The 22893-nt window shown below is 70.7% G+C and carries 17 protein-coding genes; 11 read left to right on the top strand and 6 right to left on the bottom strand.

Annotation, left to right across the window (positions count from 1 at the left end; genetic code table 11):
* Positions 1-70: 70 nt before the first annotated feature.
* On the top strand, positions 71-1786 hold the full coding sequence (locus AB0I53_RS38090) for an NB-ARC domain-containing protein (protein ID WP_358613901.1): 1716 nt from the start codon (positions 71-73) through the stop codon (positions 1784-1786).
* Between the two features lie 2 nt (positions 1787-1788).
* On the opposite strand, the gene AB0I53_RS38085 is transcribed toward AB0I53_RS38090, so the two are convergent.
* A complete protein-coding gene (locus AB0I53_RS38085) occupies positions 1789-5310 on the bottom strand; it encodes an NACHT domain-containing protein (RefSeq protein WP_358613900.1) in 3522 nt (1173 codons plus the stop codon).
* 204 nt (positions 5311-5514) lie between these two features.
* On the opposite strand from AB0I53_RS38085, the gene AB0I53_RS38080 reads away from it, so the two are divergent.
* The 3 genes from AB0I53_RS38080 to AB0I53_RS38070 all read left to right on the top strand — a co-directional run bounded on the left by AB0I53_RS38080 (position 5515) and on the right by AB0I53_RS38070 (position 9926).
* On the top strand, positions 5515-6504 hold the full coding sequence (locus tag AB0I53_RS38080; RefSeq protein ID WP_358613899.1) for an aldo/keto reductase: 990 nt from the start codon (positions 5515-5517) through the stop codon (positions 6502-6504).
* Between the two features lie 94 nt (positions 6505-6598).
* Positions 6599-9256, top strand: coding sequence for a sugar-binding protein (locus AB0I53_RS38075; protein WP_358613898.1), 2658 nt, complete (start codon positions 6599-6601; stop codon positions 9254-9256).
* Positions 9257-9338: 82 nt separating this feature from the next.
* Positions 9339-9926: a hypothetical protein gene (locus AB0I53_RS38070; RefSeq protein WP_358613897.1), complete on the top strand. Its 588-nt coding sequence runs from the start codon at positions 9339-9341 to the stop codon at positions 9924-9926.
* Positions 9927-9970: 44 nt separating this feature from the next.
* On the opposite strand, the gene AB0I53_RS38065 is transcribed toward AB0I53_RS38070, so the two are convergent.
* Positions 9971-10918 (bottom strand): hypothetical protein, encoded by a 948-nt coding sequence (locus tag AB0I53_RS38065; RefSeq protein ID WP_358613896.1) that lies wholly within the window; start codon positions 10916-10918, stop codon positions 9971-9973.
* A 192-nt stretch (positions 10919-11110) separates the two neighbouring features.
* On the opposite strand from AB0I53_RS38065, the gene AB0I53_RS38060 reads away from it, so the two are divergent.
* Positions 11111-12286: a damage-control phosphatase ARMT1 family protein gene (locus AB0I53_RS38060; RefSeq protein ID WP_358613895.1), complete on the top strand. Its 1176-nt coding sequence runs from the start codon at positions 11111-11113 to the stop codon at positions 12284-12286.
* Positions 12287-12624: 338 nt separating this feature from the next.
* On the opposite strand, the gene AB0I53_RS38055 is transcribed toward AB0I53_RS38060, so the two are convergent.
* Positions 12625-13941 carry an MFS transporter gene (locus AB0I53_RS38055; protein WP_358613894.1) on the bottom strand — a complete coding sequence of 439 codons (1317 nt, stop codon included), beginning with the start codon at positions 13939-13941 and terminating at the stop codon, positions 12625-12627.
* A gap of 78 nt (positions 13942-14019) precedes the next feature.
* Entirely contained in the window at positions 14020-15267 is a 1248-nt protein-coding gene (gene lhgO / locus AB0I53_RS38050; RefSeq protein WP_358613893.1) for an L-2-hydroxyglutarate oxidase, read from the bottom strand.
* A gap of 78 nt (positions 15268-15345) precedes the next feature.
* Between lhgO and AB0I53_RS38045 the strand changes: the two genes are divergently transcribed.
* Together AB0I53_RS38045 and AB0I53_RS38040 are read left to right on the top strand one after the other, a co-directional pair.
* On the top strand, positions 15346-15996 hold the full coding sequence (locus AB0I53_RS38045; protein ID WP_358613892.1) for a GntR family transcriptional regulator: 651 nt from the start codon (positions 15346-15348) through the stop codon (positions 15994-15996).
* Between the two features lie 150 nt (positions 15997-16146).
* Positions 16147-17304: a helix-turn-helix domain-containing protein gene (locus AB0I53_RS38040; RefSeq protein WP_358613891.1), complete on the top strand. Its 1158-nt coding sequence runs from the start codon at positions 16147-16149 to the stop codon at positions 17302-17304.
* Positions 17305-17391: 87 nt separating this feature from the next.
* Here AB0I53_RS38040 and AB0I53_RS38035 read toward each other — a convergent pair whose 3' ends face one another.
* Both AB0I53_RS38035 and AB0I53_RS38030 read right to left on the bottom strand, forming a co-directional pair.
* Complete coding sequence (locus tag AB0I53_RS38035; RefSeq protein ID WP_358613890.1) at positions 17392-18594, bottom strand: amidohydrolase family protein; 1203 nt, start codon at positions 18592-18594, stop codon at positions 17392-17394.
* Entirely contained in the window at positions 18591-19577 is a 987-nt protein-coding gene (locus AB0I53_RS38030) for an adenosine deaminase (protein ID WP_358613889.1), read from the bottom strand. Before AB0I53_RS38030 ends, AB0I53_RS38035 begins: the two co-directional genes overlap by 4 nt.
* Before the next feature lie 204 nt (positions 19578-19781).
* On the opposite strand from AB0I53_RS38030, the gene AB0I53_RS38025 reads away from it, so the two are divergent.
* The 4 genes from AB0I53_RS38025 to AB0I53_RS38010 all read left to right on the top strand — a co-directional run.
* The gene (locus AB0I53_RS38025) at positions 19782-20837 is read left to right on the top strand and encodes an ABC transporter substrate-binding protein (RefSeq protein ID WP_358613888.1); all 1056 of its coding nucleotides are present in this window, start codon (positions 19782-19784) and stop codon (positions 20835-20837) included.
* Positions 20834-21604 carry an ABC transporter ATP-binding protein gene (locus AB0I53_RS38020; RefSeq protein WP_358613887.1) on the top strand — a complete coding sequence of 257 codons (771 nt, stop codon included), beginning with the start codon at positions 20834-20836 and terminating at the stop codon, positions 21602-21604. The genes AB0I53_RS38025 and AB0I53_RS38020 overlap by 4 nt, the downstream gene beginning before the upstream one ends.
* Positions 21601-22353 (top strand): ABC transporter permease subunit, encoded by a 753-nt coding sequence (locus AB0I53_RS38015; protein ID WP_358613886.1) that lies wholly within the window; start codon positions 21601-21603, stop codon positions 22351-22353. The genes AB0I53_RS38020 and AB0I53_RS38015 overlap by 4 nt, the downstream gene beginning before the upstream one ends.
* The coding region (locus AB0I53_RS38010; protein WP_358613885.1) for an ABC transporter permease subunit at positions 22350-22893 on the top strand (544 nt) is incomplete at its 3' end. The genes AB0I53_RS38015 and AB0I53_RS38010, both read left to right, overlap by 4 nt.

Raw genomic sequence — 22893 nt, 5'->3', positions numbered from 1 at the left:
GGTCGTCGCAGCGGCGCTAAGATCGTCGGCGGAACGTCGCATTGGGCCTGGTGGGATGGGGGGGTGGCTCGTGGGCGATGAGGGCGAGACCAACAACGAGCAGAGCGGCACGGTCAACGGGCCGGTCGCGCAGGTCGGCAACGTTTACGGCGGCGTTCACTTCGGTGGGCGGCAACAGGATCCGGTGGTGCCCCGGCAGCTGCCGCCGGCCGTCGCGTCGTTCGCGGGGCAGGCGGACGAGACCGCGGCGTTGAACGCGGTGCTGGCGGATTCCGCCCGCGTGGTGGTGATCTCGGCGGTCGAGGCGACGGCGGGCATCGGCAAGACCGCGTTGGCGGTGCACTGGGCGAATCAGGTTGCCGAGCGGTTCCCCGACGGCCAGTTGTACGCGAACATGCGGGGTTCCGACGCTTCCGGTTGGCCGGTGCGGCCGGGCGATGTGCTCCGGAGCTTCCTGGAAGCGCTTGGGGACGACAAGATCCCGTCGGACGCGGCGGCGCAGGCAGCCCGGTACCGCACGCTGCTGGCGGACCGGCGGGTGCTGGTGGTGCTGGACGACGTCCGTGACGCCGAGCAGGTGCGTCCGCTGCTGCCCGGCGGTTCCGCCGCGTTCGTCGTGGTGACCAGCCGAAACCAGTTGACCGGCCTGATCGCCGAAGGCGCCCGCTCGCTCACCCTGGACGCGCTCGGCGGTGACGAGGCGCGCGAGCTGCTGGCGCGCCGGCTGGGCGACGACCGGTTGGCGGCCGAGCGGCAGGCTGCCGACGAGCTGATCGAGCTGTGCGGGCGGCTGCCGCACGCGCTGAGCGTCGTCGCCGCCAGCGCGGCTAGCGCCTCGTTGTCCGCGCTGGCGGCGGAATTGCGGAATTCGGTCAGCCCGCCGGGCGTCGGCAACCTCGCGGCCAGGATGGTGGCGGTGCTCGAATGGTCCCGGGCGCGCAGCGCGCCACCGCCGGTCGAGGGCGACTGGCGGAGCCGGGTCCGGGCTCCCGGCTGGGTCCGCAGCTCGAAGGTCCTCTTCGCGGCCGCCGCGGCCGTCACGGCGACCACGTTGTTCGTGTCCACCGGCATGATCGCCGCCTCGAGCTTCCTTGGGCTCGGGTACTTCCTGATCCGGTTCGCGCTGCTCTTCGCCGGGCTCGTGCTCATGGAGCGCCCCGGCGGGCGGGGCGTGATCGGCGCGGGGCTGGTCGTCGCGAACGCGGTCTACTGCCTCGTGGACGTGCTCGCCTCGATCCACGCGGAGGCCGATGTCTGGGTGTGGCTGGAGTTCTTCGCGGTTATCGCCTTCACCGTCCTGCTGGTCATGCGGTGGGCCCCGTTCGGCGCGGTGCCGCGACGAGCGCGCTTCGTGCCGCCCAGCCGGCGCCCGCTCGCCTACGTCGTGGTCGGGGCGGCCGCCGCGCAGTTCGTCATGCTCTTCGCCGGGATCCCGCACGAATACGGCAGCATGACCGTGATGGCCGGTGTCGGCGCGCTGGCGGCGCTGCTGCCGGTGGTGGCCATCGGCGGCCTGTGCGCGGTCACCGCGCTGACGGAGCCCGGAGACGAAGCGCAGCGGACGTTCGTCGCCGCGACGGCCGCGGCGTACCTCGGCCCGGAACTGCTGCTCCTGCTCGGTTCGCTGCTCCTCGGGCCGCAATTCACCTACCTCGGCGGCGCGTTCTGGTCGGACGGCCAACTCGTCGGTTCCTGGGGCGTTTTCGCGTTCGCGCAGGCCGTCGTGGCGGCGGCGCTGCTGGCGTCGACACTGGTGCTGCTGCGGCGCAGCGGCGCGCGGAACTGACCTCAGCGGTCCAGGCGTTCGGCGGCCTTGGTGGCCTTTTCCCTGGTCGAGCGGCTGACCCGTTGGTCCGATTCGAGGTCTCGCAGCGCCGCCAGCCCTCTGTTGCGGTTGACGCGGGAGAGCGCGCGTGCCGCGTCGAAGCGCGTCTCGTCGCTTTTTGCGCCAGCCGCCAGTCCGGCCAGCAGCCGCTCCGAGGTCTTCCGGTCGCCGACCTTCTGGGCCGCGTGGAGCCGGATGGCTTCGGCGACCGCCGTGTCTTCGGCCAGGTGCGCCAACGCTTTCCGGACTGCCCCCGCCCTTTCCGAGTGCGCCTTCTCCAGCGCCTTCATCCGGAGCGCGCCCGGCAGGCTCCTGTCCTCGCCGATCACCACCAGGGCGTCGACGCCCTTCACCCCGTCGTGGCTAAACAGGGCCAACGCGGCCTCGTGCCGGTCCTCCGGCTGGGCTTCGGAATCCTCTGCGATCCCGGCGAGCAAAGCCGCACCCGTGGTGTCGTGCTTCGCCAAGGCAGCGCGGGCCGCCTGCACGCGCAACGCGCTGTCCACATCGGACGATTTGGCAAGCTCGCCGTAGAGATCCGCGGCGGCGGGGCCGGATGATTTGGCCGCGATCTCGGCGGCGCGGAAACGATCGGGATCGGTCTGACCGCGGGTGCGCACGAAATCGCGGAGGCCGGGGAACGCGGCGGCACCGTCGAGACCCGCCAGGTACTCCAGCGCTTCCAGGCGATACGAGTCGGTTGCGGAGCAGCTGTCCACGATGTCCAGGACGAGCGCGACGACAGCCTTGCGGTTGCCGCCCCTGGCCATCCTCGCGGCCTCCAGGCGGAGTTCGCGGTCGAGCTTCCGGCTTTCCGCTATCTCCAGGACGAGTTCGACGTCCCGCCCGTGCTCCTTGACCAAGAGGCTCGCGGCGTCGAACCGGCGGGCGATCGGTGCCTTCTCGGATTCGACGAGGGCCGTGAGCTCGGTTTCGGCGCGCCCCGGATCGTGGCCTTCGATCAGGCGTACTGCCCGGCGGCGGACCCCTGGCTTCACGGCCGAACGCACCAGTCCGGAAAGCGCGCTCAGCCCGCGGTCGACGTCGTGTGCGAGCAGGATCTCGCCCGCGTCCAGCTGCGCATCGTCGTCGAGTCCGCGGTCGCCGGCTAATCGGGACAGGACGGTGAGGTCCTGCCCCAGGACCGAGACGAGGATCTCCGCAGCCTCGACCCGTAGCGCGCCGTTGTCGCTGTCCGCCGCGACATCGGCGAACAGCGCATGCGCCTGCTCAACGCCCAGGTCGCGCAAGTGGCGGGCCAACGCGGTCCTGGGCGTCTTCTTGATCGCGGTGTCGTTGATGAACTGCCGGATGCTCGGGATCGCCCGCTCGCTGTCGAGCGAGGCGAGTTCGCGGACGGCCTCGTAGCGCCGGTGCTCGGCGGCCGTACCGGCCAGCACCTCCAGTTCGGTGACCGCCCGGTCCTCGTCCAGATCCGCGAGCCAGGTCAGGCAGTCCTGCCATTCGCGGCTGGCGCTCTTGGGGTTCGCGACGACCTTGCACAGGATTCGCACGGCCCGGTCGACGAGATCGCGATCCAGGACCACGCCGTGCCGCGCCAGCTCGGCCAGGAAGCCGACGTTGTTCCGCCAGCGGCCCCAGCGCAGCAGCTTCCGGAGCATGCGCGTCAGATCGATGCCCTCCTCCGCCCACCGCGCGGCCAGGAACGTCTTGACCTCCAGGTGCGACCAGGGCCAACGCGGCTGCGGCGCGAGCAGCCGCCGGCCGGACCAGGTGCGCGGATCGCTGCGGGCGACGAGGTGGCAGGCCGCGAGGTACTCCTCGACGGTCTGGTGCAGGAACTGGAATTCGCTGCCCGGCTGGATGACCAGGCCGCTGACCCGGAGGACGTCGGCGAGGACGTCTGCCCACTCCTCGGGCGACATCGCCGCCGGGCGTTCGACGCCGGTCCAGGCGAGCGCGTGCTCGAACAGCGGCAGGTCGCGCTGCTCGGCACCGAGCTTCTGCCGCCCGAAGGCGATTTCCTGCAGCAGCGGCTCGATGTTCTCGACCAGCTCGTCCACCGCGCGCTCGGCCGTCGGGCCGTGCTTGAAAACACGGTTGCGCATCAGCGTCCGGGCGTCGAGCTCGCTGAGCTTGGTCTTCAGCCACGACACGAACCGGCCGTACAGCTGGGACTGGTTGTCGGGCAGCTCGTCGTTCGGGTTCTCCGCGTACAGCAGGCACAACATCGTGGAGATCAGCGGGACGTGGGCGAGCGTGCGGAGCTTCGTCCGGTGCACCCGCGCCAGGAAATCCGCGGCGGCGGCCTCCGGCCCCGGGTGCTGCCGCTCGCGCAGCACGCGGGCGGCGAAGTCGCGGAGCTCGTCGTCGGTGAACGGCTCGATGCTGAAGGTCGGGTACCGGGTCTGGTCGATCCGGCCGAGGAAGCCGCGCCGGTCCAGCGGCCGGCTGGTGATGAGCACCCAGTACTCCGGCTGTTCGCGCAGCTCACCGATCTTGCGGAGCACGTCGAGGCGCGCGGCCGGATCGAGGACCTCGTCCAGGCCGTCCACCAGCACGAGCCAGCGAACGCCGGGCAGCGGCTCGGCGCCGAAGAGCTCGACCAGCTGCGACCGGTCCAGCTGGTGGCTGAAGCCGTGCACGACGCCGTCGGCCAGCGCGTCGGGCAGCGTCGCCGTCCTGGTCAGCGCCTCGGCCGGGATCAGCACCGGCACGAACTCGCCGTCTCCCTCGGCCAGCCACTGCCGGGCGGATTCGGCGGCCAGCCGCCGGACCAGGCTGGACTTGCCCATTCCCGGGTAACCCAGCACCTGAACGCCCGGATGGTGCTCCAGCAGGCGGTCCGCCTGCAGCCGTTCCAAGAGCTCCGGCGGCTCGGCGGCGTCGGCCAGCCGCGTGGCCTGGCGGGCTAGGTAGATCTTCGAAAGCGGCGGGGCTTGGCGGCTCACCAGCGAATACGCGTGCTCGTGATCCGCGCGGCCGACCGTGGTGAGGTAGCGGCGCAGGCGCGGCCCGACGTGCTGCCACCCGCCCGCGCGGAGCTGCTCGGCGCTGAGCCGATCGAGCCAGTCGTGGTTGAGTCGCGCCGCCGCCAGCTCCGGAACCGCAGGGACGGCAACGAGATCGCCGGCGTCGTCCAGCACTCCGCACACGCCGCCGGTGCGCCAGTCCAGCACCGGAGCCCCGGTTTCTGAGCCGACCACGACGCGCTCGTCATCGGCAGGCGTTCCCACGGTGGCACAGGCATAGGGCTGGTCGTCGGGCTCGGTCCGGATCAGCGCGAGGCCGCCGCCCAGCGACTCCGCTTCCAGGCCGGTGAGCGAGGCATGGGTCAGCACGACTCCGGGTGCGAGGCGAACGCCGCTGCCGGAACCGACCGCAACGGTCGCCTCGCGCAGCGCGTCGCGCAGCCGGCGACGCGCTTCCGACGGCTCCGATCGGTGCACGTGAATACCGCCCTGGATGCAGTTCGCTTGCACCACATGGCCGTGTACCGGTCCGTTGACCTCGTTCTTGTGCACCCGGAGACGTTAAACCGCAACGCCGTTGGCATGGCACCGATTGGAAAGATCGATCCGGAACGCGCAGGGTGGCCCTGGCAGGGCGTCCCTGCGGCGGCGGGCCTGCCGCATGCTTACCGGCATGCGTGTTCTCATCCCCGTTGGTTTCGAGCACTTCCGTGGCCGGCCCGGCCCTGCGACGGTCGGCGTGGTGGCGGTGTGACGATGCGATACCGGCTTTTCGGCCGAACCGGCCTGCGCGTTTCCGAACTCGTCCTCGGCACCATGGTCATCGACGATGCGCGCGAGTGCCGGCGCATCATCGACGCCTACGCCGATGCGGGCGGCAACGTCCTCGACACCGCCTCTGCCTACGGCGAGAGCGAGAGCATCCTCGGCACCGTCGTCGACCGGCGCGACCGCTTCGTCATCGGCACGAAGTACACGTTGTCGCGGGATGCCGCCGATCCCAACGCCTCCGGCAACCACCGCAAGAACCTCGCGCTGTCGCTGGAGCAGAGCCTCCGCCGGCTGCGCACCGACTACATCGACATCTACTGGGTGCACATCTGGGACCGCCACACGCCGGTGGAGGAGACGATGCGCGCCCTGGACGACGCCGTGCGGGCGGGAAAGATCCTCCACGTCGGGGTGTCCGACGCGCCGGCATGGGTCGTCAGCCGCGCGAACACGCTCGCGCAGTGGCGGGACTGGACGCCGTTCGCGGGCCTGCAGGTGCCCTACAACCTGCTGAAGCGGGACATCGAACGAGAACTCCTGCCGATGGCGGAGGCGTTCGGGATGAGCGTGACGACGTGGGCACCGCTCGCGGCCGGCGTGCTCTCCGGCGCGGTCGGCAGGCGGGTCGATCCCGCCGCGCTCACCGAGCGGGACCGCGCCGCGGCCGACGCCGTCCGCGAGGTCGCCGACGAACTGGGCGTCCGGCCGGCCCAGGTGGCGATCGCCTGGACCCGCAGCAAATCCCCGGCGGTGCTGCCCATCGTCGGGGCCAGCAGCGTCGCGCAGATCATCGAGAACGTCGGCGCGGTCGACGTCGTCCTGCCCGACGAGGCGATCGAACGGCTCGACTCCGCAGTGGAGTTCCGGCTCGGCTTCCCCGGCGACTTCATCGCCGAGTGCGAGACGAACCCGTTCGTCTTCGGTGACAACGCTACGAAGGTTGACGCCTGGCCGGTGGGCCGTCCTGAAGCGTGAGACGCGTTGTGCGACGGCGTGTTTTCGGGTGCACGGGAAGGGCATCCGTGTCATCCTCGGCGTCGCGTGATCATCTCACCGGAGGAGTGGATCGGTGCCATCGGTTCGTGCTGGTTCGGTTGTCGTGCTCGCGGCTGCGCTGAGTGCCGGGGTTCTGGCGCCGACCGGCTCCGCGCAGCCGGATTCCGCCCAGGACCTGGAGGTCCTCTTCGTCGGCGCGCACCCGGACGACGAGGCATCGCTGCTGTCGACGTTCGGCCGGTGGCGCCACGACCACCAGGTGCGCACCGACGTCGTGACCATCACCCGAGGCGAAGGCGGCGGCAACGCGGTCGGGCCGGAGGAGGGACCGGCGCTGGGCCTGCTGCGCGAAGGTGAGGAACGGCGCGCGGTCGGCGCCCTCGGCCTCACGGACGTGTACAACCTGGACAAGCCCGATCTCTACTACACGGTGAGCGCCCCGCTGACCGATCAGGCCTGGCACCACGACGACGTGCTGGCGAAGCTCGTCCGCGTCGTGCGGCAGACCAGGCCCGAGGTCGTCGTCACCATGGATCCCGCGCCCACGCCGGGAAACCACGGCAATCACCAGTACGCCGCGCGGCTCGCGCTCGAGGCGTACCGCCAAGCGGCCGATCCCGCGGCGTTCCCCGAGCAGATCAACTACGAGGGCCTGGCGCCCTGGTCGGTGCGCCGGGTGCTGTCGAACGCGGCCGGAGCGGAGGAGGAAGTCCAGGGGCCGGACTGCGAGAAGCGCACCACTCTGGCGGATTCGCCCGGGCCCGAGTACTACGTGCACGGGATCGCCGGCCACATCAACTGGGAGCAGCGGGAACGCGTCGCCGAACGCGAGTACAAGAGCCAGGGCTGGGCCGGCCGGCCGGACATCCCGGCCGATCCCGCGCAGGTCGGCTGCGAGCACCTCACCGAGATCGCCAACCGCGCGCCGCACGCGCCAGCGGCACAAGGCGCGGACGCGCCCCTGCTCGGCGCGGTGCTGCCGATTCCCGGTGGCCTCCCGGTCGGCACCGGGCTGACCGCGACCGCGCAGCGCCAGCGGATCACTCCCGGCGAGCGCACGCAGGTCCGCGTCGAGGTGACCGCACCGGCGGAAACGACGTTGCAAGCGGGCCGGGTCGAACTGGATCTGCCGCCGGGATGGGAAGTCCAGGGCGACGGCGCGTTCGGGACTCTCGAACCGGGAACGACCGCGCGAGTCGACTTCGTCGTGACCGTGCCGGGCCACCACGCATCCGCGCGCGTGCCGGCGCCGGTGCGGATCGAATCCCCGCAGGGACGCGGGGAGAGCGAGCTGCGGTTCGACGTCGTGCCACCGGTCGTGGCCGAGCAGGCGCCGCTCCCGGGCGTCGCGGAGTTCCAGCGGTGGACGGCGGAAGCGCAATTTCCCCTGCTGCAGAACAAGGTCGCGCCGGTTCAGACCGTTCCGGCGCTCGGCGAGCGCGATGTTCAGGTGGTCGTGCGCAACTACAGCGCGCAACCCCGTTCCGGCGCGGTTCGGTTCGCGCCGCCGCAGGGATTCGAAGTGCCGAACGCCGAGCAGCGGTTCCAGGAAGTCGGTCCTGGGGAAACCACGCTGCTCACCTACGCCGTGCGCAGCACCGATCCCGGGATGCCCACCGGGATGCAGGGCGGCGACCACTCCTACACCTTGACCACCCGCACCGATGACGCCGCGACGAGCGAGAGCACGGCAGCCCTGGAACTGGTGACTACGGCGACGATCCCGCAGGCCGCTGCGGAGCCGGTGGTGGACGGCGAAGCCGGACCGCAGGAGTATCCGGGCGCTCCGCTCGACGTGTCCGCGCGGTGGGAGGGCGACCAGTGCGAGGCGCCGGATTGCGCAGCCACGGCAAGGCTTTCCTGGCGCGGCGAGAAGCTGTACGCGCTGGTCGACGTCGTGGACAACGAGCGAGGTGCGCTGCTTGCGCCGGAGGACTGCAAGCGGCACTGGCGCACCGACGCGGTCGAGATCACCATCGACCCGAAGGCGGATTCGGAGAACACGTCGAGCACGTTCAAGGTGGCGGTCCTGCCGGCCACCCGCGGAGCCGGAACGCCGTGCCACGCAAGGGATGCGGACAACCACCAGGGTCCTGGCGAGGAGACCGCGCCGGGCGTGGAGCTCGCGTCGAAGCCCCGCGCGGACGGTTACGCGGTCGAGGTGGCGATTCCGCTGCAGGACCTGCCGGGCTCGGTCGATCCCCGGCGGCTGGGCCTGAACGTCCTGGTGTACGACTCGGACACGCAGGACCTGACCGGCCAGTCCCGGCTCGGCTGGTCGACCTGGGGCGGCGTGCAAGGCGACCCGTACCGCTGGGGCCACGCGCTCCTCCAAGACCGGCCAGCGGGCGAACCGACCCCACCGCCGGCTCCGGTGCTCCCACTGGATTCGCTGTCCTCTGTGGACTCACCGCAGTCCATCGAGCAAGCCGTGCGGCTGAACACCTCGCTGGGTGGTGCCCCGCCGGCGGGTGACTCGGCAGCACGGCTCACGAGTGCACGAGTGGAGCAAGGCGAGATCCAGGCTCTCCTGGACGTGAACGGCACGGGAAAGATCCACCTGTTCGCGGTGGACGCCAACGGTGCCGTCCTGGCAGACCAGGAGATCGACGTCGAAGGCCAAGGAGAGCGACGCACGACGATCGCGGTCCCCAACGGCACGCCGACGCGGGTGCTGGCGGGATTCACCACTCCGAACGGCGCCACGGCGGCAGCGGCCGACGTCCGGTAGGCAGCGGGCCGAATCGCCATCCCCGGGTCTGTTCGGGGAAAGCCCTGATGTCCAAGAGGCCGGCCCGGACCAGGGTCGGTTCATGAAGTTCTCACGTGCATGTCTGATCGCGGCGCCGCTGTGCTTCGCCGGGTACGGGGTCGTCCGCCTCGTCGGCAGGATGGACGGGCAGTACGGCCCGGGCCTCGACTGGCAGGTCGCCCACCTCGTGAACCTCGTCGGACTCGCATTGTTCGGTCCCGCTGTTCTGGGGCTGCGACGGGAGTTGTCGGGGCGCGGCCGGACCTTCTGGACCGTTGTCACGCTAGTCGGCGTGGGCACCTCGACCGTCCAGTTCGTGATCGACGTCGTGGCCGGGCTGGTGGCGTCCGACAAGGCCGGGATGAGAGAGATCAGCGCCCAGGTCAGCGCCATCCCGGGTGCGCGCGTCGCCTTCTACGTGGTCGGCCCGCCGCTGCTGTATGTCGGGCTGCTCGCCTTGACGATCATGCTGGCCAGGGCGAAGGCTGTCGCGTGGTGGAGCCCGGCGCTCATCCTGGTCGGGGCGAGCCTGCCCATCGTGTCGCTCGACCTTGTTCCGATCGGCGCACTGTGCGCCCTCGCGGCGCTGGCCCCGCTAGCGAGTGGGCAACTCGGCACGCGGCGCACGGCGGCCGCGGCGGGAACGTGACGGGGCCGCGCCCGGTGTGGCGCGGCCCCGTTCGTGCCGGTCGGTCAGAAGCCGGTGCTGGTCAGCTTCGAGATCTTCGCCTGGTGGAGCTTCTTGATCGGGTTGGTCGCCTTGTGCTCGTAGACCTGCGCGCCGGATTCGAAGAGCAGGTAGGCGTTGTCGCCGTAGGTGGTCATGCCTTCGCTCATGCTCGGCGCCCGGAAGCACTTGGCCGACGGTTCGAGCTGGTGATCGGCCCGGTTGGAGATGTAGAGGTTGCTGCGGTTCTTGGTGGTGGCCGAGGTGCTGAAGACGAACTTGTCCTCGGTGACCAGCAGGCCCTGGGCCTTCTTCGGCACCTCGAACTTGCCCGCCTCCTGCGGCGTGCCGTCCGGGCCGATCCGGTAGGAGTGCATCACGTCCCGGTCGGTGCGGTTGAACTTGCCCGCGTACAGCACGTCGCCGTAGCTGCCGAGGAACGACGCGGCGTAGACGCCCGTCTTGCCCACCGGTTCCATGGACGAAACGCCCGGCTCGCGCAGTTGCTTCAAGACTTCCTCCGCCCGGTACCAGGCGAGATTGCTGCTCTTGGCCGAGACGTAAAGCCACGGGCCGACGACGGCCGCGCCGCCCATGTGGGACGGGGCCACCTCGACCGGATCCAGCGCCTTGCCGGTCTTCAGGTCGATGCCGTAGATCCGGCCGTTCACCTGCTCGCCGCCGACCTCCTTGTAGGAGGTGACCAGCATGACGTCCTGGATCCGGGTCAGGCCCTGCGGGACGTAGCCGTCCGCCAGACCGGGGATCGACCAGGCTTCCTTGTCGAACTTGTCGTCGTAGACCTTCGACGCCGACGGCCCGGGGTAGAAGTCGTCGCTGCCGCGCTCGGTCGAGCACTTGATGGCCCGGTCGCCGTCCTCGTCCACAGGCGCGGCACCGCCGGTCGTGGCCGCGCCCAGCAGCAGCGCGCCCCCAGTGATCGCGATCAGGGTGGTCCTCGTCGATGTGCGCATTTTTCCCCAGTTCTACGGCGTGCGGATCGTTGCGCGTGACAACGCGAGTAGGAGTATTTGGCGGCGGCACGGGCGCTGTCAGCGGGAACCCGCAGGTTGCCCCGAACGTGCGACCACGGACGTCTGATGTGGACACTCGCGCCGCATGCGTAGGCTTCGGCGCGGGTGTAGCGGCACGAGACGGGAGCAGTGGTGGGATCGGAAGCGCCGTTGATCACGATCGGGGTGCCGGGCTCGTTCGCCTGGAAGGTGTTCCACGAACGCCACCCGGCGATGATCGAGCAGCTGTGCGCCGCGTTCCCCTACGGGACCGCCGTGCGCGGCAGGCTGGCGGAACTGCTGCGCGAGACGACCGGGGGAGTGGTCGAGCCGCTCGGCGACGACGCGCCCGACCACGACGTTTGGGCGGCCTGGGCGGCGGACCGGCTGGGCAGGCCGTGGGCGGACTGCTCGTTCCTGTGGGCGGAGAGCTACTTCTTCCGCAAGCTGCTCGCGGCCGTCGGCTACTTCGCGCCCGGGCAGTGGCGCGGGATCGATCCGTTCGCTCCGATGAAGGACGCCGAGCTCCGCAGCGCCGGCACCGCCGAGACGCTGGCGGCGCTCGACGCGTTGCCGCGGCTTAACGAGGTCGATCGCGATGACACCGTGGTCCGGGCGGCGGTGTGGGGGAACCAGGCTGATCTCGCGTTCCGGATGTCGGCGGGCTCCGAGGGCGCTGCGGCCGGGTTGGTGACCGGCGACAGCGGACTGTTCTGGTCGCTGTTCGGCGAACCCGGCCCGGTCCACCTCGTCGCCGACAACTCGGCCGGTGAGCTGGCCGCCGACCTGGTGCTGATCGACCACCTGCTGACGACCGGCCGCGCGGACCGCGTCGTCCTGCACGTCAAGCCGACGCCGTACTACGTCTCCGACGCCACGCCCGCCGATGTCGTCGGCGTCCTGCGCCACCTGGTCGGCCTCGCCGGGGAGGCGGGCGAGGTCGGGCGGCGGGTCTGGGACGGCCTGCGGGCCGGGCGGATCGAGGTGCGTGCCCATCCGTTCTTCTGCGCACCGCTGGACTACCGCGCCATGCCCGCTGATCTGCGAGCCGAGTTCGAGTCCGCGTCGGTCACCATCATGAAGGGCGACCTGAACTACCGGCGCCTCGTCGGCGACCGGTACTGGCCCGCCACCACGCCGTTCGCCGACGTCGTCGCCTACTTCCCGTCCCCGGTGGCCGCGTTGCGGGTCCTGAAATCGGAGGTCGTGGTGGGGCTCGACGACGCGACCGTCGCGACGCTGGACGGCACCGGCGAAGCCTGGCGGACCGGCGGTTCCCACGCGCTCATCCAGGCGGCGGTTCTCGGTGATGCAGCGGTCACACGTTGACCCGGAAAGCGGCGACGATGGAGTGCGCCGGGCCGCCGATCCGGCTCCACGCCGTAGCGTCCCCGCCGTAGCGGAAACACCACCTCCGACGGGGTTCGTGCTCAGCCCGAAGATCGTCTCGGAGCTGACCGCGAACGACGCGCCTGGGCCACCGAGGTGGCTCCACACGCCGGGAGACACCTCCGGGTCGTCCTCGGGGGAGACGAACTGGAACCCCAATGGGAATCGGGCTCTGAAAGACGATCTGGTGACCGAATTCGCAGTCGTGGGCACGAGAACGACAACGCCCTCGGCGCGATACCGAGGGCGTTGTCCCGACGTCGACAGGAGAACGCGGATCAGCGTTCGGCGTGCCGCTTCGCCTGGTCCAGGAGGGCCGCCAGGACGACCAGAGCGGCGCTGGCGATCAGGATCAACGACACGCCCCAGGTGGCGTGGCTTTCGCTGGCGCCGACGATCGCCAACGCCAGCATCGGTGCCAGCCCTCCGGAGATGGCGCCGCCGAACTCCCGCCCGACGCCGACCCCGCTGACGCGCACGGAAGCCGGGAACTGCTTGGACAGGAACGCTCCCTGCGGCGCGAACATGGCCGGTGCCAGTACCCCGGTGGCGATCACCAGGCACAACCAGATCGCGGTGGTGTCCCTGGTGTCGAGCAGCACGAAGAACGGGAAGGCGAACAGGGCCGACGCGACACCGCCGGCCAGGACTACGCGGCGGCTGCCGAAGCGGTCGCTCGCCCAGCCGAACACCGGCGCCATGACGATCGCGGCAGCGCTGGCCAGTGCGATGCCGAATGCGCCCACATTCGCCGCGACACCTTGGAATTCCGACAGGTAGGCGAGGGAGAAGGTCTTGAAGATGTAGCTGAGGGCGTTGTATCCGAGCGCAATCCCCATCACGACGAGCAGGCCGCGCCAATCCTGCTTCAGCAGCGTGACGAGCGGGATCTGCGCCTTCGCCGGCTTTTCGGCGCCCTGCTCGAATGCAGGGGACTCCGGAATCCGGCGTCGTACCCAGATTCCCACGCCCACCAACGCGAAGCTCGCGATGAACGGGATGCGCCAGCCGCCGGACCGCACGAACTCCTCGCTCACGCTGGTCAGCGCTCCGACCGTCAGCGACGACAGGAGCAGACCGACGTTGAGTCCGAGCGCGGGCCAAGCTCCCTGCCTGCCGCGCCGGTCCGAGCTGGCGTGTTCGTAGGCGACCACCGCCGCGCTGCTGTACTCGGCGCCGGAACCCAGGCCCTGGAGGACTCGCAGGACGACGAGGGCGATCGGCGCGAGCACGCCGATGGTCTCGTAGGTGGGGAGCAGGCCGATCAGCCCGGTCGCGGCCCCCATCAGCACGAACGTCATCATCAGGACGTTCCGGCGGCCGATGCGGTCGCCGAGGTGGCCGAACAGCAGCCCGCCGATCGGCCTGGCCAGGAAGCCCACCGCGAAGGTGGCGAAGGCGGCCAGCGTGCCGGCCGAGCCGTCGGTCTTCGGGAAGAAGAGGCCGCCGAAGACCAGCGCCGCCATCGAGGCGTAGAGGTAGAAGTCGTACCACTCCAAGGCGGAACCCACGATCGTCGCGGTCGCCACCCGTCGGCGGGTCGAGCTTTCGTGCAAGCCGGAACCGGGCTCGGGTTTGGAGAGCAGGTCGGTCATGAAGCGATCCTCGATCGTCGTTGAAGGAGAACTGGCGGCCGGGCGCAGCACGTGGCTGCGCCGCAAGGGATTCGTGGGTCAGATGCCGGTCGGGGACTCGCGCACGGTCCGGGCGATGTCGGCCAGCCCGAGCTGGTCGAAGGCCTCGGCGGCGATGTGGCTGCCGATGAGCAGGCTCGAAGTCGCCGCCGGCGACGGGGCGTTGAGCACGTGGATCGCGCGCGGCGTGTGGCTGATGACGAAGTCGTCGACCAGCTCGCCGGTGGCCTTGACGGCCTGCGCCCGCACGCCGCTGCCGTGCCGGCGCAGGTCCTCGCCGTTGATCTCCGGGATCATCCGGCGGACTTCGCGCACGAACAGCGGCCAGATCAGCGATCGGCCGATTTCCGCGAGGCCGTAACGCCAATAGCGCCGGGCGAGCCCGCGCAGGGCGGGATCGAGCAGCAGTTCGCCCAGCATGCGCGGGTCGACGTCGCGCCACCGGTAGCCCTGGCGCGCCAGGGCGGGCACCGCGTTGGGGCCCACGTGCACGGTGCCGTCGAGCATCGGCGTCACGTGCACGCCGAGGAACGGGAGATCCGGGTCGGGCACCGGGTAGACCGGGTTGTTGATCAAGCCGCGGCGGGCCGGGCGGATCTCGGCGTACTCGCCGCGGAAGGGCATGATCCGCACCGGCGGGTGGTGCCCGGCGGCCTCGGCGATCTTGTCGCTGTGCAGGCCGGCGCAGTTGACGATGATCCGCGCCCGCACCTCGCCGGTGGGGGTGTGGACGACGGTCCGGTCGCGGGCGATGGTGAACGACCGCGCCGGCGAGTTCGTGCGCAGGTCGGCGCCGAGCTCGGTGAGCTCGGCCGCGAAGGCGCGGCACACCTGGCCGAAGTCGGTCATCGCGGTGTCGGCGACCGCCAGCGCGCCGACACCGGCGACGTGGGGTTCCCGCTCGGCGATCTCGCCGCGGCTCAACCGCTGCACCGTGACGCCGTTCTCCCGGCCCCGAGCTTCGAGCGCGTCCATCCGCGGCAGCTGCTCCTCAGCCGTGGCGACCACGATCTTCCCGGTGCGCTTGACCGGTACTCCGTGCTCGTCGCAGTAGCGGATCATCGCTTCTCCGCCGGCGCGGGCCAGCCGCGCCTTGAGGCTGCCCGGCGCGTAGTACAGGCCACTGTGGATCACGTTGCTGTTGTGCCCGGACTGGTGCGCGCCCCACCGCGATTCCTTCTCCAGGACAGCGACGGAGGCATCCGGATGCGCGCGCAACACCGCCCTCGCCGTTGCCAGCCCGAGCAATCCACCGCCGATGATTGCGACGTCGACGTCACCGGACATCCGGAAACCTTCCCTTCGAGTTGATTCGCAGCGAATGTATACAGTCGCTGCGGATTGGACAAGGGGTATCCTGGCGCAGTGACTCGTGCAGCCCGGACCAGCAACAGCGCCGAGGTGATCGCCGCGCGGCTGCGGAAATCCATCCGGGGTGGCGAGCTCCTCCCCGGCACCCGCCTCGTCCAGGAGCAGCTGGCCGGCGAGATGGAGGTCAGCCGCATCCCGCTGCGCGAGGCGCTGCACGCCCTCGCCGCCGAAGGCCTCATCGAGGTGCAACCGCAGCGCGGCATGATCGTCGCCGAGCTCAGCCACGGCGACATCACCGAGCTCTTCGAGCTGCGCCTCCAGCTCGAACCGCACCTCGCCGACGAGATCGTGCGCGGCTGCCGCGAACGCGACATCGACGAACTGCAGGCCATGGCCGATCAGATGCGCGAGAAGGGCGCGGACGCGGCGGGCCGCGCGTCCCTCAACTACCAGTTCCACCGCCGGATCTACGACCTGTCCGAGCGGCGGCTCGCGTTGCGCTTCATCGACCAGCTGCTGCACCTCGTCGAGCCCTACAGCCGCCGCTGGGTCCGCTCCGGGCGCGACCTGAAACGCATCGACGACGAACACCAGGCGATGGTCGACGCCCTCCGGGCCCGCGATGCGCGAGCGCTGCGCCGCGTGATCACGACCCACGTCGAGGGCGCCCGGGATCACGTCCTCGCCGCTCACGACGAGACCTGAGCATCGCGTGGCGTGCCGGGCCCGTCACCGGCTGTTCAACACCGTCCACAACGGACTCGCGGATGCCCGCCCCGCCGACCCGCCCTTGGCGTGGACCAAGGGCTCCATGATGTGCTACCTCGACGACTGGCCGGAGTTGAGGAGAGACCGATGAGGCTGCGCGAGCTGGTGCACGAGTTCGACCTGGGGTTGTCCGTCGTGGAAGCGGGCGCGGCCGGGCTCGCCGGCGAGGTGCGCCGCGCCTACGTGACGGACCTGCCGGATCCGAGCCGGTTCCTGCTCCCCGGCGACCTCGTGCTCACCAGCTGCCTCTGGTATCGCGAGCCGGCCGACAGCCGACCGTTCGCCGCAGCGTTGGCGCGCAGCCGGGCGGCCGGGCTGGTTGTCGGGCTGCTGGTCACCAGGGCGATGCCGGCGGGACTGGTGGCCGCGTGCGCCGAGCTCGGCCTGCCGCTGCTGGTGATCGCCGAAGACCGGTCGTTCACCCCGGTCTGCGAGACCGTGCTGGCGGAGAAGCAGCGGCTTTCCCTGCAACAGGGGCAGATCGCCGACCTCGTCGGCGTGCTCGGCTCGGACACCGCGGCGCCCGGCGAGGTGTCGGCGCACCTGCGGATGCTCGGAGCTGACCCGCACCTGCCTACGGTCGTGATCGCGGCCGGCGACGCCCGCCCCGGCGACGACCTGGCGGAGACCCTCGCCGACCTGCTGGCGGCTCCTGGTCGCCGCCTCCTCGTGCACGCCGATGACGACCAGGCCGTGCTGCTGGTCAACGGCGAGGCCGAGCGCCTCGACGGCGTGGCCGCCGAGCTGTCGGCCGTCGAACTGCCCGGACGGAACCGGCTGCTGGCAGGGGTGAGCGAGCCGACCGCGAGCGTCAGCGACCTGGGCTCGGCGCTGGAGGTCGCCCGCCGACGGCTGCGTTCCGCCCGGGGCCACGGGCCCGGGCGGGCGGCGGTGGTGGTGTCCGGGTCGAAGGTCGATTCGCACGCCGTCCTGCTGTCGGCGTTACCGGCGCGGCTGCGCCGCTCGTTCCGGCACCACATGCTCACGCCACTGGCCGACTACGACGCGGTGCACGGCTCGGACCTGATCGGCACCCTCACGTCGTTCCTCGAATCCTGCGGCTCGTGGCAGCGCTCCGCCGAAGAACTCCACGTGCACGTGAACACGCTCCGGTACCGGATCCAGCGCATCGAGCAACTGACCGGCCGCAGCCTGTCCTCGATGCGCGACCGCGTCGACCTCTACCTCGCGCTCACCTGCCTGGACGTCGCCGAAACCAACCACCAGGCAACGGGCACGGCCTAGCAACACGAGTTCGCCGGGGCGGTGACGCGATGTTCGTGAGTGCTTGTTCCGGTAAGAACCGGCTTCAGCGCTCACGAGCCCTTGCGGTCAGGCCGGGAGTTGCCCGGCGACGAGGACGCCGCGGCAGACGACCGCGACGATGTTGTCCGGCGTCAGGTCCGCCGCCCGCTCCCAGGGCCTGCCGCGCAGGACGATGAAGTCCGCGCCCAGGCCCGGCGCGATCCGCCCCGTGACGTTCCCCAGGCCCATCGAGGCGGCGGCGTCGGACGTGGCCGCGCGCAGCGCGGTTTCCGGGTCGACGCCGAGGACCTCGGTCATCCGGACCACCTCGGTCATCTGGTCGCCGAACTCGACGAAGTAGCCGCTGGCGTCGGTGGCGAGCACGAACCGCACCCCGGCGCGCGCCGCGGCCCGGAACAGCTCGTCGCGGCGGGCGACCAGCTCGGCGGCCTTGTCCCGGGCCTCCGCGCTCGCGGCCGCCTTGCCCTGCGCGATGATCTCGTTGATCAGCAGCGTCGGCCCGACCGGCGTCCCGCGCGCGGCCAGCAGCTCCGCCTGCTCCGCGGTGAGCTCGGTGCCGTGCTCGATGGAGTCGGCGCCTTCCTCCAAGGCGATCTGGATGCCGATCTCCGAGTGCGCGTGCGCGGACACGAGCATGCCGAGCGCGTGCGCCTCGTCGACGGTCGCCTTCAGCTCATCGCGGGTGTGGTTGCGCCAGCCGACCTTGTCGCCGATCGACAGCACCCCGCCGCTGGTGAAGATCTTGATCCCGGTGAGCCCGGCGCGCGCCCAGGTGCGCACCAGCTTGCGGCACTCGTCGGGACTGTCGGCCAGCGGCGCGCGCTCCTTGACCGCGGGCGGGACGAAAAGGTCACCGTGGCCCGCGGTCATCCCGACCGGGCCGCTGACGAGCACCCGCGGCCCCGGCATGATGCCGAGGTCGAACGCCCGCCGCACCGCGGCCTGCGCCTGGTCGCCGGCGAGGTCCCGCAGCGTCGTGACGCCCCGGCGCATCGCCTTCTGCGCGTTCGCGGCCGCGTGCAGCGTCTGCTCCTCGCGCGTGGTGACCAGCGGGAAGGTGAACGTGTCGGTGCCGCCGTCGCCCTCACCCGCGAAGCCGAGCAGGTGGACGTGCGTGTCCACCAGGCCCGGCAGCACGCACAACTCCGGCCACCGCTGCTCGGCGGCGGGGCTGACCTCCTCGATGCCCTCCGGCGTCCACGCCAGGTCGCTGACCCCGACGTCTCGCGTGCCGTCCCAGACCCTGATGCCCTCCAGCCGATGCGTCATGCGGTCACCTCCGCCTTCCAGCGAGCCTTCTGCTCCGCCGGGGCGAAGCAGGCGTCGAACGAGTTGCGGGCAAGCGTTGCGAGCTGCTGGTCGTCCAGGCCGAGTTCGCTGCGCAGCGCTGCGAAGTTGTCGTCGACGTAGCCGCCGAAGTAGGCGGGATCGTCGCTGTTGACGCAGACGAGCAGGCCCTCGTCGAGCATCGCGGGCAGGACGTGATCGGCCAGCTCGCCCACCACCCGGAGGGCCACATTGGACAGCGGGCAGACGGTGAGCGGCACCTGCTCCTCGCGCAGCCGCCGCACCAGCTTCGCGTCCTCCATCGCGCGGATGCCGTGGTCGATTCGCTCCACGCCGAGCACGTCGAGCGCCTCCCACACGTAGTCGGGCCCGCCCTCCTCACCGGCGTGCGCGACGCGGTGCAGCCCCTCGGCCGCCGCCATCCGGTACACCTCGCGGAACAGCGACGGCGGGTGGCCGACCTCGGCGGAGTCCAGGCCGACTCCGATGAACCGGTCGCGGAACGGCAACGCGGCCCGGAACGTCTCCTCCGCGGCCTCCGCGCCGAGGTCCCGCAGGAAGCACAGGATCAGGTCGGTCGAGATGTCGCGCGCGTCGTCCAACGCGCCGGAGAGACCCGCGAACACCGCCTCCAGCGGCACGCCGTTTCGCAGGTGGGTCTGCGGGTCGAAGAAGATCTCGGCGCGCCGCACGCCGGCCTGCGCCGCGCGCGTCAGGTATGCGCTGGTGAGGTCGTAGAAGTCCTGTTCGGTGCGCAGCACCGGCAGGTTCGCGTAGTACAGGTCGAGGAACGACTGCAGGTCGGTGAACCGGTACCGGGCGCGTAGCTCGTCGATGTCCGTGGTCGGCAGCTTCACCCCGTTGCGCGCCGCCAGGCGGACCAGCATCTCGGGCTCCAAGGTGCCCTCGATGTGAATGTGCAATTCCGCCGTCGGCAGCATGAACGCCTCTCCTCCCACCGTCATCGCCTCACAGCCAACCGGAACCGCCCGCGCGCCGCTTCAGCGGATCGCCCAAGGTTTTCCCCGCGCGCCCCGGTCCGGCCTGCAACTTCGACACAGCACCGTAACGTCCTTGTAGGACCCTCCAACAATCGCGGCCGGACCGGGCCGGATCTTTCGTCGGCGCGCACATGGATCGCGCCTGCGCCGTTTGTTTGACTGCCACGCATGATTAACCTCCGGTCCGCCGGCCGGCCCCTCGACCGGCGTCGATTCCTCCGTCTGTCCGGGCTGGCGCTGGGCGGCTCGGCGCTGCTGTCGGCCTGCGGCGGCAACGCGTCGAGCGGTTCGTCCGGCGGCTCGGTGTCCATGCAGCTGTCCTGGGTGAAGAACGTCGAGTTCGCCGGCCAGTACTTCGCCGACAGCCGCGGCTACTTCACGCAGGCGGGCTTCGAGCGGGTCGAGCTGCTCGCCGGCGGCGCCGCCGGAACCTCCGCGGAAGCGGCGATCGCCACCGGCCGGGCGTGGATCGGCGTGTCCGCGCCGCTGATCACCGCGCCGGCGATCAAGCAGGGCGCGCCGCTGAAGATCGTCGCCGCGACCTACCAGAAGAACCCGTTCGCGGTCGTGTCGCTGGAGAAGAACCCGATTCCCGATGCCAAGTCGATGATCGGCAAGCGGATCGGCGTGCAGGACGGCAACGACCTCGCCTTCACCGCGCTGCTGAAGGCCAACGGCATCGACCCGGGCCAGATCACCCGGGTGCCGTTCCAGTTCGACCCGACGCCGATCACCACCGGCCAGATCGACGGCTACCTTGGGTTCTCCACCAGCGGTGCGGCGACGCTCGCGCGCCGCGGCGTCCCGGCGACCCAGTTCCTGTTCGCCGACAACGGGTTGCCGCTGGTCGGCGAGACGCTGATCGTGGCGCAGCAGACGATCGACGAGGAACGCGACAGGCTCAAGTCGTTCCTGAAGGCGATGGTGCGCGGCTGGAAGGACGCCATCGCCGATCCGGGCGGCGCCGCGCGCCTCGCGGTCGACAACTACGGCAAGGACCAGAACCTCAAGGTCGCCGAGCAGGAGGAGATGATGCAGCGGCAGGCCGAGCTGATCGTCTCCGACGACACCAGGGCGAACGGGCTGCTGACCGTCTCCGACGAGCTCATCAAGGCCAACGTCGACTCGCTGAAGTTCGCCGGGATCGACATCGCCGCCGACGACCTGTTCGACTTCGCCCCGCTGCGCGAGGTCTACCAGGAGAACCCGGACCTGCTGCGGTGACCGAGGGAATTTCGCTGTCGGGCTTGGGAAAGCGCTTCGCGCTGCGCAAGAACCCGGTCACCGCGCTGGAGAACGTCGACCTGCACACCGAGAAGGGTGCGTTCCTGTCGCTGCTCGGGCCCTCCGGCTGCGGAAAGTCAACGGTGCTGCGCATCCTGGCCGGGCTCGACGAGCCCACGACCGGCACCGCGCTCGTGCACGGGGAGACGCCGCTCGAACTGCGCAAGCACCACCACCTCGGGATCGCGTTCCAGGATTCGGCGCTGCTGCCGTGGCGCAGTGTCGCGACCAACATCCGGCTGCCGCTGGAGGTCGCGGGCCTCAAGCCGGAGCCCGGCCTGATCGACGAGCTGATCCAGTTGGTCGGGCTCGGCGGCTTCGAGAAGGCGAAGCCCGCGCAGCTCTCCGGCGGGATGCGCCAACGCGTTTCGATCGCCCGTGCCCTCGTGGTCCAGCCCCGCGTGCTGCTGCTCGACGAGCCGTTCGGGGCGCTGGACGACATGACCAGGCAGCGGCTCAACCTGGAACTGCTGCGGATCTGGACCGAACGCCCGGCCACCACGCTCATGGTGACCCACGGCATCTCCGAGGCGATCTTCCTGTCCGACGTCGTCGCGGTGCTCAGCCCGCGGCCCGGACACGTCCTCGAGGTCGTCGAGATCGACCTGCCCCGCCCGCGCACTCCGGAGATGATGCGCACGCCCGAGTTCCACGCGCTGCACGACCACATCTCCGAGCTGCTGTTCACCGCGCGGACCGCCTCATGACCCGCTGGCTGGGCGGAGCCGCTGGGATCGCGGCGCTGGTGGCGCTGTGGTGGGTGCTGGCGGCGACGGTGTTCGCCGGCGGCGGCGCGGTGCCGACGCCGCTCGCCGTCGTGCAGCAGTTCGCCGAGGACGGCTGGAAGTTCTACTGGGACAACGCGAGCATCACCCTCAGCGGAGCCGGAATGGGTTACCTGTGGGGAAATCTCGTCGCGCTGGCCATCGCGATGATCGTGCTGCTGTTCCCGGTCACCGAGGGCGTGGCCACCCAGCTCGCGGTGGTCAGCTACTGCATGCCGCTGACCGCGATCGGCCCGATCATCCTGGTGGTGTTCGGCGGCCGGACGCCCACGATCTTCCTCGCGGCGCTGTCGGTCTTCTTCACCACGCTGGTCGGTGCGCTGCTCGGCCTGCGTGCGGCCGACAAGGCGAGCCTCGACGTCGTGACCGCCTACGGAGGCAACCGCTGGCACCGGTTGGTCAAGGTGCAGCTCATCGCGGCGCTTCCGGCAGTGCTCAACGCGCTGAAGATCGCGGTGCCTGCAGCGCTGCTCGGCGCGATCATCGGCGAATACCTCGGTGGTGTCGACAGTGGACTCGGCGTGGTGCTGACGGTGGCCCAGCAGCAGTACGTCGTGCCGCGCACGTGGGCGCTGGCTGTGGTGTGCGGGCTGCTCGCCGGCGTCGGCTACGCGCTGCTCGCCGTGCTCGGACGGCTGATCACGCCGTGGGCCAAGGGGGAGCAGGAATGAGCACGTTCGCCCGATCCGCGATCCGCCTGCTGATCCCGATGGTGGCCTCGGCCGTCGTCGTGGTGCTGCTGTGGATCGCGTTCCTGGAGCTCTTCGACATCAACTCGATGGTCGGCAAACCGCCGTCGGCGGTGTGGGAGTACCTGTTCACCGACGACGACGCGGCCGCCAACCGCGCGACCGTCTTCGGCAACCTGGCGATCACGTTGCGCGACGCGAGCCTCGGCTTCACCGCCGGCCTGGTCGCGGCGATCGTGCTCGCGGTGGCGTTCTTCCTGGCGCGCGGCATCGAGCAGGCCGTCATGCCGGTGGCGATGCTGCTGCGCTCGGTGCCGCTGGTGGCGATGACGCCGCTGATCATGCTGATCTTCGGCCGCGACGCCTTCGGCATCGCCGTGATCGGCGGGATCGTGGTGTTCTTCCCGGCCCTGGTGAACCTGGTGTTCGGCCTGCGCTCCGCGCCGCGCCCGACGATCGACCTGGTCACGGCCTACGGCGGCGGCAAGGTGACGGTGCTCCGGAAAGTGGCGGTACCGGCGG

The organism is Saccharopolyspora sp. NPDC050389, from assembly GCF_040655595.1.
GTDB lineage: Bacteria > Actinomycetota > Actinomycetes > Mycobacteriales > Pseudonocardiaceae > Saccharopolyspora.
This window is presented reverse-complemented; position numbering and strand designations above follow the sequence as displayed.